The organism is Proteus sp. G2609 (assembly GCF_963896135.1).
Taxonomy (GTDB): domain Bacteria; phylum Pseudomonadota; class Gammaproteobacteria; order Enterobacterales; family Enterobacteriaceae; genus Proteus; species Proteus mirabilis.
This window is the reverse complement of the sequence record NZ_CAWQNB010000040.1, coordinates 294,951-310,800: the sequence shown is the minus strand read 5'-3', so window position 1 is coordinate 310,800 and position 15,850 is coordinate 294,951. Positions and strand designations below refer to the sequence as shown.

General features: G+C 38.1%; 13 protein-coding genes. 1 reads left to right on the top strand and 12 read right to left on the bottom strand.

What is annotated here, in order from left to right:
- Nucleotides 1-212 precede the first annotated feature (212 nt).
- Nucleotides 213-2,303 (bottom strand): flagellar biosynthesis protein FlhA, encoded by a 2,091-nt coding sequence (flhA, locus tag AACV01_RS14755; RefSeq protein WP_004248346.1) that lies wholly within the window; start codon nucleotides 2,301-2,303, stop codon nucleotides 213-215.
- A complete protein-coding gene (flhB, locus tag AACV01_RS14750; RefSeq protein WP_004243547.1) occupies nucleotides 2,296-3,444 on the bottom strand; it encodes a flagellar biosynthesis protein FlhB in 1,149 nt (382 codons plus the stop codon). The genes flhA and flhB overlap by 8 nt, the downstream gene beginning before the upstream one ends.
- 263 nt (nucleotides 3,445-3,707) lie before the next feature.
- On the opposite strand from flhB, the gene AACV01_RS14745 reads away from it, so the two are divergent.
- Nucleotides 3,708-4,187 (top strand): Hcp family type VI secretion system effector, encoded by a 480-nt coding sequence (locus tag AACV01_RS14745; RefSeq protein WP_161683156.1) that lies wholly within the window; start codon nucleotides 3,708-3,710, stop codon nucleotides 4,185-4,187.
- 270 nt (nucleotides 4,188-4,457) lie between these two features.
- Here the strand turns inward: AACV01_RS14745 and AACV01_RS14740 are convergent, their stop codons facing one another.
- The 10 genes from AACV01_RS14740 to cheA all read right to left on the bottom strand — a co-directional run bounded on the left by AACV01_RS14740 (nucleotide 4,458) and on the right by cheA (nucleotide 15,771).
- Nucleotides 4,458-4,859, bottom strand: coding sequence for a DUF1240 domain-containing protein (locus tag AACV01_RS14740; protein WP_242503531.1), 402 nt, complete (start codon nucleotides 4,857-4,859; stop codon nucleotides 4,458-4,460).
- The gene (locus tag AACV01_RS14735) at nucleotides 4,852-5,685 is read right to left on the bottom strand and encodes a hypothetical protein (protein ID WP_161683154.1); all 834 of its coding nucleotides are present in this window, start codon (nucleotides 5,683-5,685) and stop codon (nucleotides 4,852-4,854) included. The genes AACV01_RS14740 and AACV01_RS14735 overlap by 8 nt, the downstream gene beginning before the upstream one ends.
- Before the next feature lie 587 nt (nucleotides 5,686-6,272).
- Entirely contained in the window at nucleotides 6,273-6,929 is a 657-nt protein-coding gene (gene cheZ, locus AACV01_RS14730; RefSeq protein WP_004248348.1) for a protein phosphatase CheZ, read from the bottom strand.
- A gap of 9 nt (nucleotides 6,930-6,938) precedes the next feature.
- On the bottom strand, nucleotides 6,939-7,328 hold the full coding sequence (cheY, locus tag AACV01_RS14725; RefSeq protein WP_161683152.1) for a chemotaxis response regulator CheY: 390 nt from the start codon (nucleotides 7,326-7,328) through the stop codon (nucleotides 6,939-6,941).
- A 59-nt stretch (nucleotides 7,329-7,387) separates the two neighbouring features.
- A complete protein-coding gene (locus AACV01_RS14720; RefSeq protein ID WP_004243552.1) occupies nucleotides 7,388-8,440 on the bottom strand; it encodes a protein-glutamate methylesterase/protein-glutamine glutaminase in 1,053 nt (350 codons plus the stop codon).
- Complete coding sequence (cheR, locus tag AACV01_RS14715; protein WP_004243555.1) at nucleotides 8,433-9,323, bottom strand: protein-glutamate O-methyltransferase CheR; 891 nt, start codon at nucleotides 9,321-9,323, stop codon at nucleotides 8,433-8,435. The genes AACV01_RS14720 and cheR overlap by 8 nt, the downstream gene beginning before the upstream one ends.
- 6 nt (nucleotides 9,324-9,329) lie before the next feature.
- Complete coding sequence (locus AACV01_RS14710; protein ID WP_041701179.1) at nucleotides 9,330-10,976, bottom strand: methyl-accepting chemotaxis protein; 1,647 nt, start codon at nucleotides 10,974-10,976, stop codon at nucleotides 9,330-9,332.
- Nucleotides 10,977-11,035: 59 nt separating this feature from the next.
- Nucleotides 11,036-12,742, bottom strand: coding sequence for a methyl-accepting chemotaxis protein (locus AACV01_RS14705; protein WP_046334251.1), 1,707 nt, complete (start codon nucleotides 12,740-12,742; stop codon nucleotides 11,036-11,038).
- 347 nt (nucleotides 12,743-13,089) lie between these two features.
- Nucleotides 13,090-13,590 (bottom strand): chemotaxis protein CheW, encoded by a 501-nt coding sequence (gene cheW / locus AACV01_RS14700; protein WP_004243558.1) that lies wholly within the window; start codon nucleotides 13,588-13,590, stop codon nucleotides 13,090-13,092.
- Between the two features lie 21 nt (nucleotides 13,591-13,611).
- Nucleotides 13,612-15,771, bottom strand: a complete 2,160-nt coding sequence (gene cheA, locus AACV01_RS14695; RefSeq protein ID WP_442956620.1) for a chemotaxis protein CheA — start codon at nucleotides 15,769-15,771, stop codon at nucleotides 13,612-13,614.
- Nucleotides 15,772-15,850 lie beyond the last annotated feature (79 nt).

Sequence of the window (15,850 nt, the reverse complement as noted above, 5' to 3'; positions counted from 1 at the left end):
CCAAACAAGCTATTAATATTTAATTTTCTTTCTATTATTCTATAAGCTTCTTTATCAAAATAAATCTCACCATATCCATGCTTAATATTAATTTTATTTAAAAATATACTCTATATATAGAACAATTACTTATATTCTTCTTATTTAAACTAAAAAAAAACCACTAAATGATGATTTAGTGGTTTTAGTAGATTTTTATCAATGATTAATAATTAATGATTTTGTCCACCAATCATTGATGTCATACGAATATGACGACCTTCGCTAATTTCCATATTTGATAATACCGCTAACTGTGGCAAGCTACGGCGTAAAAAGCGTGATAACAGCGAACGTAGTGCATGGTTAACCAAGAGTACTGGCACGCCCCCTGACATCTCTTGACGGCGTACCGCATCTAAGGCTTGTTGTTCAATGTTTTCAGCAAGGCCAGGCTCTAATCCCCCCCCACTTTGCATCGCTTGTAATAATAGACGCTCTAGTCCGGCATCTAATCCGATAACTTGTATCTCTTCTTTATCACCAAACCAGTGTTGTGTTATTGCCCTGCGTAATGCAACACGAACTACCGCCGTTAATTCTGCCGGATCTTTTTGCTCAGGTGCATGCTCTGCAAGTGCTTCTAATATGGTTCTCATATCGCGAATAGGCACTTGCTCTGCCAACAGATTTTGCAATACTTTATGTAACACCGTTAATGACAGCATATCGGGGATCATATTTTCCGTCATTTTCGGTAGTTCTTTGCTTACCCTGTCAAATAGCATTTGCGCTTCTTGGCGACCAAATAACTCTGCTGCGTATTGGTTAAGTACATGATTAAAATGTGTTGCAATCACTGTACTTGCTGCCACAACCGTATAGCCTTGTACTTGTGCTTGCTCTCTTAAACTGTCATCAATCCATACTGCAGGTAAACCAAATGCCGGCTCTTGAGTGTTATCACCTTCTAGCGTTCCGACTGCATTACCGGGGTTTATGGCCAACCAACGCCCAGGATGAGCCTCGCCATGGCCGATTTCTACCCCTTTCATTAAAATGCGGTAGGAGGAAGGTTTTACTTCCATATTATCGCGAATATGTACAACGGGAGGCAAATACCCCATTTCTTGTGCAAATTTTTTGCGAATACCACTAATTCGACCTAATAATTCACCATTTTGGCGATTGTCGACCATGGGAATAAGACGATAACCCACTTCCATTGACAGCGGATCTTCTAATTGCACATCTTCCCAAGAGGCTTCAACAACCCGATTTTGTTTTTCAACTTGTTCCAACTCTTTTTGTTGTTGCACTTGAGGACTGCTATGGCGTTTTAAGATATACCATCCTAATCCTGCTAATGCTGCCGTAAAGAAGAGGAAAACAAAGTTTGGCATACCTGGTACTAACCCCAGCAATCCTAAAACACCCGCAGTTAGCATCAGTACACGAGGGTTATCAAAGAGTTGCGTCACCATTTGTTGACCGACGTCTTCATCGGTTGCAACGCGAGTAACAATAACACCCGCCGCTGTTGATATAATCAGTGCTGGTATTTGTGCCACCAGCCCATCACCGATGGTTAATAAGGTATAAGTGCTTGCCGCATCGTTAAGTGCCATATTATGTTGTGCAACACCGACCACTAAACCACCAACGACGTTTATTACCAAGATCATTAAGCCGGCAATCGCATCCCCTCGGACGAATTTACTTGCACCATCCATAGATCCATAAAAGTCAGACTCAAGCGAGACTTCTTTACGACGTTTTTTAGCTTCTTCTTCGTTTATGATCCCAGCATTTAAATCAGCATCGATAGCCATCTGCTTACCCGGCATCCCATCTAATACAAAGCGTGCGCCTACTTCAGCAATACGCCCTGCACCTTTGGTGATAACCATAAAGTTAATCAGAATAAGAATGATAAAGACAACGATACCGATAGCAAAATTGCCACCTACGAGGAAATGACCAAAAGCTTCAACAACACGCCCTGCAGCCGCTGAACCTGTATGTCCTTCCATCAAGATAATACGTGTTGATGCAACGTTAAGCGATAAGCGTAACAATGTAGTGAACAGAAGTATTGTAGGAAAGGCAGCAAAGTCCAATGTGCGCCTAGTAAACATGGCCACTAATAGCACCATGATAGAAAGGGCAATATTAAAGGTAAACAATAAGTCCAATAGAAAAGGTGGCAATGGCAGTACCATCATTGACAGTATAAGCAAAATAAGTACTGGCCCTGCCAGTATCTGCCACTGAGAACTTTTCCAATTTCCCGGCAAGCGGAGTAATGAGGCCAAATTAGCCATGACGATTATCTTCTCCAGCAAAGTCCAGTGCGGGAGGCACTGGCAAGTTCATAGGTTGTTTAGGTTTTAAACCACCTTCGGTTTTCCATCGTCTCAGTTGATAGACCCAAGCTAAAACTTCTGCAACAGCGGCATAGAGTGTTGCAGGAATAGCCTGTCCTATCTCACTGTGACGATATAACGCCCTAGCAAGCGGCGGCGCTTCTAGAAGCGGAATTCGATGTTCAGCACCAATTTCTTTAATTTTTAAGGCAATGGCGCCCGCCCCTTTAGCAAGTACTTTCGGGGCAACCATTTTGTCGTTATATTGCAAAGCAACCGCGTAATGCGTTGGGTTAGTGACAATGACATCTGCTTTTGGCACATCTGCCATCATTCGTCGACGCGACATCTCGTGCTGTTGTTGGCGAATACGCGCCTTTAATTGCGGATCACCCTCTTGTTGTTTAAATTCATCTTTAATTTCTTGGCGTGTCATGCGTAACTTTTTCAAATGGCTACGAATTTGAAAAATAATATCGAATGCCACCATTGGGATAAGCATAAAAACCGCAATATAGACCGCAAAAATAAGCAGTTGCATCGCATTAGCTAAAGCACTTAAAGGAGGAAGAGTGATCAAATGAAGAATATCATTCCAGTTGTGCCATAAGAAAACTGTTGCGGCTAAGCCGACAAAGAGTGATTTTAAAATCGCTTTAAATAATTCAGCTAACGCATTCATTGAAAAAATACGTTTTAAGCCAGAAATAGGGTTCCATTTTTTCGGATCAAACTTGATAGACTTGCTACTAAAATTAATCCCCCCCAATACGGCTGAACCACCAATTGCCACTAAGACCAAGCCTAGAAACACTGGCGATAACGCAAATACAGCCTGTTTCATTAAACTGGCAAAACGGGGGATCAATAAATTCTCGTTGCCGATTATGTGGTGATTAAAAGTAAAACCTTCCGTTAACATGGCATAAAGCTCACGAGTGATAAAACGCCCACTCATCCACAGTAGACTGACGCCCCCTAAAATCATTAATACGGACGAAAGCTCTTTGGAACGAACAATTTGCCCATCCTTTTTCGCTTTTTCCCGTTTATGGGGAGTGGGTTCTTCTGTCTTTTCGAGATCGCTATCTTCAGCCACAGTCTGTCCGATTTAGATAATTAGATTAAAGCCTGAATGAAATGTCTCTTAGCATGACAAATTCAGAAGAAATTGATGGGTTGAACAATCGCAAATTTACGGGGCTTTTTGGGCTATGGATAAGAAATAGTCATTTAGGATGAATAAATGACTATATCTTCAATCTAGATATATTTAAATAGAATTTTTTAAAGGTTTACGATATGCTTTTAGTAAGTATTGATGGACTTGTTTAGTTCATATGTTTTTATAAGGAGATTCCTTTGGCTTATCCAACATATTTAGCATTAAAAGGTAAAAATCAAGGGCTAATTTCAGCAGGTTGTTCAACTCAAGACTCTATAGGTAATCTTTACCAAATAGGCCATGAAAACGAAATACAGGTTATTGGGTTACATGGAGGAGCATTTAGAGAACAGAACGCATTATATAAACCTATCGTATTTACAAAACCTATCGATAAATCATCTCCTCTTTTGTCTGTTGCTCTAGATAATAATGAGATCTTAGAAGCTTATTTTACATTTTATCGTACAAGTCAAAGCGGGCAGTTTGAAAAATATTATGAGATTAAACTTACAGGAGTATCCCTGATTGAGATCTCAGACATATTTCCAGATTCAATAAAAGATAATGAATCAATGCCATATCAACGTATACAAATGAAATATGAGTCAATATCACGAAACCATTTAATCGCAAACACATCAAGTTATAGTATTAATAGTGAAATAGTTCAATAGTATAATTTCTGACTTTAATTTAAAATCATAAGCCACCCGTAAAAAGGTGGTTTGTTTTTAGACTAAACAATACTTATTTTTCTTCATTTAAGTAAAGTATCTTTGCTATTTTAATTTACTCTTTGGAAAAGGATACATATTATTTATTAATGAACTTATCTGAGATTAAATTCCATATTTTCCTCTGATATAATTTAATGAAGAAAGATCTAAAAACATACGCATATTATTTCAAATGAGATATCAACTATATTATACTAATAAAGTATATTACTTACACATCGTCTTTGAAACAACATATTCACTTGGTGCAAACATGGATGATTTATCGCAAGAATAATAACCTTTATCTACCAAATCCATTTGAATATAAAAAGAAAAAAACAAACTAAAAAAAACACCAAAGATAGCAATACCTGCTAAATAATTAGCTGATTTTATTATTTTTTTTGTTGGAGTTTTCTTATATGCCAAGATAATCCCAAAATATGAAAAATAGAGAATGATAGGACTTCCAAAACCAAATAACCCTGTTAAAAATGAGAAAAATATTCTATCTTTCATTAAGAAATAATCTAGATAATTAGCTATTGATACATATAGACCATATATAGCCAATAGAAATAATATGATAGATGAACTTATTAAGTTTATTGGGTTTACTTTAACCACGACTGAAGGCTCTCCAATTATTAAATATAATCTGAGGACTTCTTGTTTCAGTTTTAGCCCTACGGTGATATTTTAAATCTCTTATAATAGATTCACTTATACCGAATTTATCGTCTAATTTATATAATGCATAGGAAATTAATGCTCCTATAATAAAGACTCCTATAGCAACAGCTATGACACTAACACCTGCGGCTAGCAATCCCGTTACTATAGATCCTGTAGCTATAGTAGTTATATGAGTTGCGATAGCCAATTTAGCAATATCCATTGTTACATTGACAAAGAAATTAATCAATGTATTTTCATCTTTAAATATTAATTCCACGGCCCGATAAGCAAGAGAAAAAACAATAGCAAATCGAGTAGCACCGATAGATATATCATTCATACCTTGAGTTCCAACTCCCATATACAATATACGAGGATTGTTTGCCAAATATCTAGTGCCATTCAAGAAAGCTCTAACACCAGCATGACCAGATAGTCTAATATAGACATTACCATTTGGAGCAACATATTCTGTTGCTCGGATATTAACATTACGGAATTCATTTATTATTCTTTGTACACGATATGCCTCATAAATATTCCCGGAAAAATTAGAAATAAAATCAGTTATACCAAAGAGCGTATCTTTAGGTGACTTAAATGATGTAGGAGAAAACTCATTATTCAAAATATACTCTGCTTCCTCAATGGTAATAATTGCAGCAACGTTATCATCATTCTTTTCACTATTTATTATACTTTTAATCCTACTATAGTTAGCATATTTATATTCCTTATCCCAATCAATCACTGTTGTATCATATATATATCCCATATTATTTAACTCTCTATAAATTTAAGATTTAAAAACTCTATTGACAAAAAAACTTTATCTTTTCTTATCAAAACTCTATTTATATTGAAAAAACAACCATCTACTTTATATAACATTTAAAACTATAAATAATTTCATTATCCTACTTAATTTAGTATAACTACACTATCATTTTCATTCAATAATAAATACAAAGCTACTACTAATAACTATAGTAAAACCTAATCAGCTAATAGTAAAAATAATTATATTAGAATTAAAAATTACTTTACTTTATGAGATATTAGTCACAAAACTAAAATTATCTTCATAGGTATTCATAAAGCTATTATTGTTTTCATTTAAACCAATATCAATTATGTCAAAGAATAATTCTATGGTGAATATAAGGTAAAAGCGTGTATTTCTCACCATCAAACAAAAGCCGCTTAGATAAAGCGGCTTACATTTTCTTCAATAGCCTGCGCTATTAACCTGTTTTTTGGTTGTTTTTTATCCATAAAATAGAACATCCTCAAAGAGCAGAGATAGAGCGAATGCCTCCTGCAAGCCAGTTATGTCCTTATCGCCCTAAACTCACCAATAGATTAGAAACCTAAACTTTCCAGTAAATCATCAACCTGATCTTGATTCTTAATCACACCAGCATTGTTTTTATTGACTTGTGGGCCATTTAATAATGAATCAGTCTCTTTTTTCGCATTGGATTTTTCAAGTTGCTCTGGTGGCAGATTTTCCATTAATACCATAACAAGTTGTTTTTCAATTTCTTGAACCACACTCATCATACGTTTAATCACTTGGCCTGTTAAATCTTGGAAATCTTGCGCCATCATAATTTCAAGTAATTGGCTATTGGTAAAAGCCGCACTTTCAGGGATATCCCGCAAATAATTGCGGGTATCCGTTACAAGAGAGCGTACATCTTTGAGATCTTCTGGATGCTCAAACCATTGATCCCAGCGTTCAGTTAACTTAGTTGCATGACTACTTAACTCATCCTGTTTTGGTTGCGCAGCTTCCACACAATTTAATGTACGCTCAGCTGCCTGAGCGGTCATTTGAGCAACATAGTCCAATCTTTCCCTTGCATCAGGAATGGCTTCTGCTGCTTCTGCTATTGCTTTATCCAATCCTAATTCTCGCAAACTGTCGCGTAACATACGCGTCAATTGTCCGATCCGACTGATAATATCTGACGTTATTTCGACATTATCTTTCGGCATAATTGGATCCCCACTCATTGCGACTCCTTAGATGCCCAGTTTTTCAAAAATTTTATTGAGTTTTTCTTCAAGAATGGCTGCAGTAAAAGGTTTAACAACATATCCACTTGCTCCTGATTGCGCAGCAGCAATAATATTTTCTTTTTTCGCTTCGGCGGTCACCATCAGAACGGGAAGCGTTGCAAGCCCTGTGTCACTACGAATATTCTTCAGCAACTCTAACCCATCCATATTGGGCATATTCCAATCGGTGATAACAAAATCATATGCCGAACTCTGTAACTTGGCTAACGCGTCAGCACCATCTTCTGCTTCTTCTACGTTCATAAATCCTAACTCCTTTAGTAAATTACGAACGATGCGGCGCATTGTTGAAAAATCATCAACCACTAAAAATCTCAGATCCTTACTTGCCATTGAAAACTCCTTCAAAATATATTGGCAAATTACTGTGTTGCTGTTTAAACTGAACTTAATCAGATACGCAATGATTGTGTTGTGCTGATTTTCATCAGCACGGCTTTACTCATTGAGCTTATACTTTTTACCTCATCTACGGCTCCCAATTCGACCGCGGAACGAGGCATCCCAAAGACGACGCAACTTGCTTCATCTTGTGCAAATGTGTAGCTACCTGCACGACGCATTGCTAATAAACCTGTAGCACCATCACTGCCCATCCCTGTTAAAATGACACCAATAGCATTACGTCCCGCATATTTAGCAACCGAATTAAATAGCACATCAACAGAAGGTCGATGCCGATTTACCGCAGGATCTTTATTTATATGGATCTGGTAATTAGCACCATTACGACGAAGCTCCATATGATAATCACCCGGTGCGATGTAGGCGTGTCCAGGTAAAACCCGTTCTCCATCTTCAGCTTCTTTCACACTGATTTGGCATAAACGGTTTAACCGCTCTGCAAATGAATGAGTAAACCCCGCCGGCATATGTTGGGTTATTAATACTGCAGGGCTGGTAATAGGTAATGGCTCTAAAAAATGACGAATGGCCTCCGTGCCCCCTGTTGAAGCACCAACAGCGATTAACTTTTCACTCGAAATCATGGGAGTAAATGATAACGACTTAGACGGTAATGTTTTCGTTTCATGACGACTAATTCTTGCCTGAGCCGCTGCTCGGATTTTTTCTGCAATAAGTTCACTGTAGGCCAACATTCCTTCACGTAGACCTAACTGAGGTTTAGTGACAAAATCAACTGCCCCCAGTTCTAATGCTTTTAATGTCACTTCTGAACCTTTGGCTGTGAGTGATGAAACCATCACCACTGGCATAGGGCGTAAGCGCATTAATTTTTCCAAAAAATCAATACCATCCATGCGTGGCATTTCAACATCTAACGTCAATACCTGTGGATTAAACTTTTTTATTAAGTCACGAGCGACTATCGGATCTGGCGCACAATCAACGACCTCCATATCATGATGACTATTAATTATTTCTCGCATGATCTGGCGCATTAACGCCGAATCATCAACACAGAGTACCGTTATTTTATTCATAACCTCTCCTTGCTGGTGTCAGCCCGTAAACCGTATGCCCCTGCAAGTAAAAATCCTTGCTTAGTTGGCTCACATTTTCAGAATGCCCTACAAACAGCATTCCATCGGGTTTAAGCAATGGTATAAATCGATGAAGTAAGCTTTGCTGTGTCGTTTTATCAAAATAAATCATGACATTACGACAAAAAATCGCATCAAATGGCCCTTCCAATTTCCACTGCTTATCAAGTAAATTCAAATACTGAAAAGTGACCATTTCACTTACTTGTGGTCTAATTTTCACGTATCCGGCAAAATCACCAACACCTTTGAGAAAATATTTTTTCAAATATTCTTCGTTTAACGTTTTTAACTCTTCCAGTCGATAAACACCTTTACGGGCTTTTTCCAACACATTAGTGTCGATATCGCTGGCAATAATTTTTGTTTTATAGGGGTTATCCCCAAAAACATCGCGCAAAGTCATCGCTATTGAATAAGGCTCTTCTCCAGTAGATGCGGCAGCACACCATACTCGGTAAACTCCTCCTGCCCTGTTTTTGGCGTGTTTAGCCAAAATAGGAAAGTGATGTGCTTCCCTAAAAAATGCAGTTAAGTTTGTGGTTAACGCATTAATAAACTCTTGCCATTCAGGGTTGCATACATCACTTTTTAGAAACGCAAGATAGTCACCAAAGTTATTCATCCGTAATTCACGTAACCTCCTCGTGAGACGGTTATAAACCATTTCCCGTTTGTTGTTAGTCAGCACAATACCTGCTTTTTGATAAATCAATTGGCAGATTGATTGAAACTGATCATCGGACAACATAAACCGTTCAGAAAAAAAATCTAACGGTTGAGCAGCGATATCTGGCAATTCTTCAGTAACATTACGTTTCATTATTTTTTAATGGGTCTTTTTAAAAAATGATTTTTTATCTGCTTTCTTCAACCCATTACCTTCTAAGGAGTGAGAAGATCCGTCTTCATCCGTGTCAGGCAATTCGAATGCCGATACAGCATTAACCAGGTTGTTAGCCTGATCTTCTAATGCTGTGGCAGCAGATGCTGATTGCTCCACCAAAGCAGCGTTTTGTTGTGTCACCTGATCCATCTGACTAACAGCATCAGCAACTTGGTGAATACCTCTACTTTGTTCGTCTGAAGCCGAGGCAATTTCGGCCATTAACTCAGTGACTTTATTTACAGATGTGACAAGCTCCTCCATCGTTTGCCCCGCATCATTTACTAATCGAGATCCCTGAGAGACTCGAGATACAGACTCGTCAATAAGTGTTTTAATTTCTTTAGCCGCTTCAGCACTACGCTGAGCAAGATTACGCACCTCTCCTGCAACAACTGAGAAACCGCGTCCTTGTTCACCCGCTCGCGCCGCTTCTACCGCAGCATTAAGCGCTAAGATATTGGTTTGAAAGGCAATACCATCAATGACACTAATAATAGCGCCTATCTTTTGAGAACTTTGAGTAATAGCATCCATCATTTCAACCACACTGTGAGTAATTTCACCGCCTCGTAGTGCAGTTTCAGATGCAGATTCCGCCAACTTACTCGCTTGTAACGCGTTATCCGCATTTTGTTTAACTGTCGCCGTTAATTGCTCCATACTCGCAGCCGTCTCTTCCAAAGAAGCAGCTTGTTGTTCTGTGCGCGAGGATAAATCGGTATTACCTTTGGAAATTTCTTGAATACCCGAATACATCGCCTGACTGTTATCACGAACAATACGAATAGAGCGCGCCAACTCGCCACGCATCTCACGTAACCGTCTAAAAATGTCACCTATTTCGTCATCAGTAAAAACCAGAATTTCACGATTTAATTTGCCTGTTGCGACATCATTAAAGTAACGGCTTAAACTTGCGAAAGGTTTAATAATATTAAAACTTAACCAGCGATGAGAGGCGATTGACACCACAATTACCATGGTGATTGCGCCAATAAACATTAAAATAGCGATAGTATAAAAATGATGTCCTTGTTCTATCGAATCAGCCACTTCGTGTTGAACGTAATTCATATAGGTATTAAATGAATTTTCCATTGCAGTTTGATAGCGTTCCGTTGGTTGATCTAAAAACCCTTGAAAATCGCCTTTTTTTAACATGCCATGTAATTCAATTAGTGCACTATAAAGAACGTGATAATCATTTTTTACGGTATTAAAAATCTCTTTTTCTTCTTGTGAAATAACCTCTTGATTAATATCTGTAAGGAAATTTTGAAAATGAGTATTTGCTGTTTCCAAACGTGATAATGCGATTGATTCAATAGATTGGATATAATCTGTTGACTGTTCAGTTTTCATTCCTATCGCAACGCGATTTATTGCATTACGTGCTTGTACTAAAGATACCCAACTTAATCCTAATTCATCTCGCTTAGCAGTATCTAAATCAATTCTAGTGATCTGATTGTTGTTTAAATGAATAATTCCCAGTGAGATCCCACTGGAAATAACTTGCATCACACAAAACATCATCAGTAATAAATAGAGACTGGTGGATATCTTTAATTTACGAAACCTAAACATGCCTTCACCTCGTTATAAGCGGTAGCAAATCACTACCGCTTGTCAGCCACTTGTTGTTGTTAGAAAGTTTCCCAGTTAGCGGGATCTTCAACACTGCTGCTCTTTTTCTTTTCTGAGGTTCCTGGTTTTATAAGTGGAGCAGCGGCTTGTACTACAGGGAGTGCATCCAATTCCTTTTTCTCTAATGCTTTTTCTTCCTGACCCGGTAATTTGAAGATGGAAACTAAGCGGGTTAATGCAACTGCTTGATCTTCAAGACCCGCAGCAGCGGCGGCAGATTGTTCTACTAAAGAGGCGTTTTGCTGAGTAACACGATCCATTTCAGAAACCGCAAGACCCACTTGTGAAATTCCTCGACTTTGTTCATCCGATGCCGAGGCAATTTCCCCCATAATATCGGTAACACGTGTCACAGATTCGACAATACGAGTCATGGTTTCCCCTGCACTTTCAACTAATACCGATCCGGTTTCAGTGCGACTAACAGAGTCTTCAATCAACGTTTTTATTTCTTTAGCAGCTTCTGCACTTCTCTGTGCAAGATTACGGACTTCGCCGGCAACTACCGCAAATCCGCGACCATGCTCACCGGCTCTCGCAGCTTCAACAGCCGCATTCAACGCCAAAATATTGGTTTGAAATGCGATACCATCAATCACTGCTGTAATATCGGTGATTTTTTGAGAACTTCCGGCTATGTCGTGCATCGTTTGCACCACATTAGCCACAACTTTTCCACCTTGGCGGGCAATATCTGAGGCATCATTGGCAAGGTTACTTGCTTGGCGTGCGTTATCAGCATTTTGTTTTACTGTCGCCGTTAACTGCTCCATACTCGCAGCTGTCTCTTCTAATGAAGCAACTTGCTCCTCAGTACGTGAGGATAAATCATTATTACCTGCGGCAATTTCACTGGTGCTGTTATAGATATTCTCAGTACTTTGATAAACACCACGAACAGTATGTATAAGCTCTTGTTGCATGTGCTTTAAGCCACTTGCTAATAAGCTCATTTCATTACGTCCATGCACCTTGATATCGGGACGTAGATCCCCTTCAGAAAATGCTTTAATATTTAATAACAATGAATTAAGTGGTCGAATTAATGCATTGCGTAGTGCAAACCAACAAATGATGAGTGCTGTAACAACAATAATGGCTAATATCACCATCGTGATAATAGAACGCTGATGAGAAGCTTCTAATGCACTATTTAATTGATTATTAAACTTCTCATTACGCATAACATAAGCAAGATACTCTTTATAAAAACCATCTTGATAAGAAGTCGTTGGTTGTTCGAAAAAATCTTTTAAGTTTTTATCTTGCAGTAAAATTTCTAACTGATTTAATGCAGAAAAATACTCAATAAAACGCCCTTTTAAATTGCGTATTTCTTCTTCTGAATGAATTTGATAAGCATTTATATGCTGTTCAAACTCTTTAAATTTATCATCGGCCCGAGACATATTTTTACGTGCCAGACCAGTTAAATATTCTACAGACAACGAGCTATCAACATTCAGATCTTTATCCTGTAACAGATAGCTTATAGCTGCACGATTGATATTGTTACGCGCTTGCAATAAGTTTGCCCAGCTTTCATCTAAACGTTCACGCTGTTTTTGTATTGTGAGAGTTTTATCCAGATCTTGTCTTGTTTCACTGAGATTTGAGTAAAAAACACCCCCGGAGATAAACTGCAAAACACCAAACAACAGAAGAATGGATAACAACCCAGTCACTATTTTCATTCGGCTAAACATGAGTTTCCCTTTTTATAATAGATGGTATGACCAAGTTATCGGCAGACTTAAGAGAAACTTTATAGGTTTTATCCTATATAGATACTATTTTCTATTTACAATAAATAAATTAAATATCAATAAGTTATATTTTAAATTCTCATTTTAAAAACCTGCTAGGCATAATGCTCATTCATCTTTTAGTTAATACATTTAAAAAAAATAACTTAACTAAAATTAAAAGTACTCTTTCTGCTTTAATTTCACTTAATTAATATTAAAGCCCCAAGAAATAACAAATAATTGAAAAAACTATTCCGGCAAGATAGCCGGAATAGTATTAAAGAATAAGATTAATAGGCTAAACTTTATTTAGCCATAATTGTTGCGCTATCAACTAATTCCATTTCTTCGCTATTGAGTAACTTTTCAATATCAACCAAAATTAACATTCTTTCATCTAAAGTACCCAATCCTGTTAAATATTCTGTTGACATTGTTACCGCAAATTCAGGCGCAGGACAGATTTGTTCAGGTTTTAAAGTTAATACATCAGAAACACCATCAACAACAATGCCGACAATACGGTTGAGTAAATTAACCACGATCACCACTGTGTTGTCATTATAGGTAACATTTTCTTGTGAAAATTTAATTCGTAGATCAACGATAGGTACAATAACCCCCCGTAAATTGGTCACACCTTTAATAAAACTAGGTGCATTCGCAATACGAGTGACTTGGTCATAGCCCCGAATTTCTTGTACTTTTAGAATATCAATGCCATATTCTTCGTTGCCCAACGTAAAAATTAGAAATCCTTGTCCAACAGTTTCACCGGATAATTTCTCGAAATGTTCCGCAGCCATAATCTTATTTTATCCTCACTATTAAATAACTGTATGCGCAGTTGTATTCTTTTTCTTTTCTGTCATTTGAGAATGACTTAAACGTTGTAATTCTGGAACATCAAGAATTAAAGCAACACTACCATCGCCCATGATTGTGGCAGCAGAAATACCCGGTACTTTTCGGTAATTGCTTTCTATATTTTTAACAACCACTTGATGTTGACCAACTAACTTATCGACCAATAAAGCATAACGGCGCCCTGCACTTTGTACGATAACCGCAATCGCTTGAGTAATATCGGTTTGCGCACCTTCAATATTAAAAGTACGGTGTAATTCAATAAGCGGTAAATATTCACCTCTTACTTGCAATAATTTTTCATCTCCTGCTAAAGGATAAATATCCTCCTCTTCAGGTTGTAATGAGCTAACCACTGTTCCTAATGGTAAAATAAATACTTCATCATTCACTTTTACTGACATGCCATCTAAAATGGCCAAGGTGAGTGGCAGCAAGATGCGAATGCGTGTGCCTTTTCCAACTTCAAAACTAATTTGAATTTGCCCACCCATTTCTTGGATATTTCGTTTTACAACATCCATACCCACACCACGTCCAGAAACATCGGTGACAACCTCAGCGGTAGAGAAACCTGGCGCAAATATCAACATCGCAACTTCTTCATTGCTCATATTTTCAGAAACAGCTAAGCCCGATGATATCGCCTTTTTCAAAATACGCTCACGATTTAATCCGGCACCATCATCTGTCACTTCAATACAAATATTGCCACCTTGATGCTCTGCTGAAAGCGTTAATTGACCCGCCTCTGGTTTGCCCGCCGCAATGCGATCGGCAGGCATTTCAATACCATGATCAAGACTATTACGGACTAAGTGAGTTAAAGGATCGATGATTTTCTCAATTAAACTCTTATCAAGCTCAGTTGAACTACCAATCATATTTAACTCAACTTTTTTATGCATTTTGCCAGCTAAATCACGAACGACCCGCGGAAAACGACTAAAAACATATTCCATCGGCATCATACGGATAGACATCACTGACTCTTGCAGATCACGAGAGTTACGCTGTAGCTGTGCAATACAACTGAGTAGATCACTATGAATAGATGGCTCAAGCGTGTCACTATGTTGCGCTAACATAGACTGAGTGATCACCAATTCCCCGACCAAGTTAATCAGTTGGTCCACCTTTTCAACCGCAACGCGAATACTGGTTGATTCCGTTTTGGCCTGAGCAACAACAGGTTTTCGCGCAGGGGCTGGTGTCGCAGTTGGTGGCAAGGTTGTAGCAACTTTAGTCACTTCATCTGCTTGACTATTTTTATTCAACTCAGCAACGTTTTTTTCTATCGTAGCTGGCTGCTCTGTTTGAGCAGCAGGCTGGATACTTTCTGTCACAGATGCGGGTAAGTGTTCGGCTTGCTCTTGCGTTTTATCTGTAGACTTTACCTTTTCCTCAGTAGCAGCAACGTTAGCAAAGGAAATCTGTTCTGGTTCAATCACAAAACATAATACCGCACTGATATCTTCTTGAGTTGCTGTAGTTTTTAATACCGCTTCCAACCCATGGTGCTGTTTTTCAACCTGACTGACTTCACCGAGATGCTTTAATTCATCTAGCATTAAATCAATATCGGTCTCTTTTAAATCAGATAAAATAATATGATGCTGATAAAGACCGTCAGTATTTGGTGTATTAGCCGTTGCTAGCGGTTGATTTTCTTTACTAAGCTCATCGTCAGTATGATGCACTGCAGAAACAGGAGTGATGTTCTCCGTTGGGGCATTACTTTCAGCTAAAGATACTGAGTCATTCCCCTCACCTAATTGAGTTGATTGTTCCTCTTTGACTTCTAGAGCTAACTGACGCAACTTCTCACAAATATAGTTAAATGTTTCCTCGTCTGGCTCTTGTGAGTTTTTATGTGCATCCAATTGCTGTTGCATAATATCTTTCGCTTCCAGAAACAGGTTAATAATGTCATCGGTAAGTACCATTTCATGGCGTCTTGCACTATCGAGCAAGTTTTCCAGCACATGAGTGGTCTGCTGAAGTTTAACGAAGCCAAATGTTGCGGCCCCTCCTTTTATGGAGTGCGCACTACGAAAAATAGCATTTAACTGCTCTTGATCTGGATTTTGCGGATCAAGTAACAGTAAATGCTGTTCCATATCAGCTAACAACTCATCTGCTTCATCAAAAAATGTTTGATAAAACTCGGTAATATCCATCGTTACTCATTCACCTTTA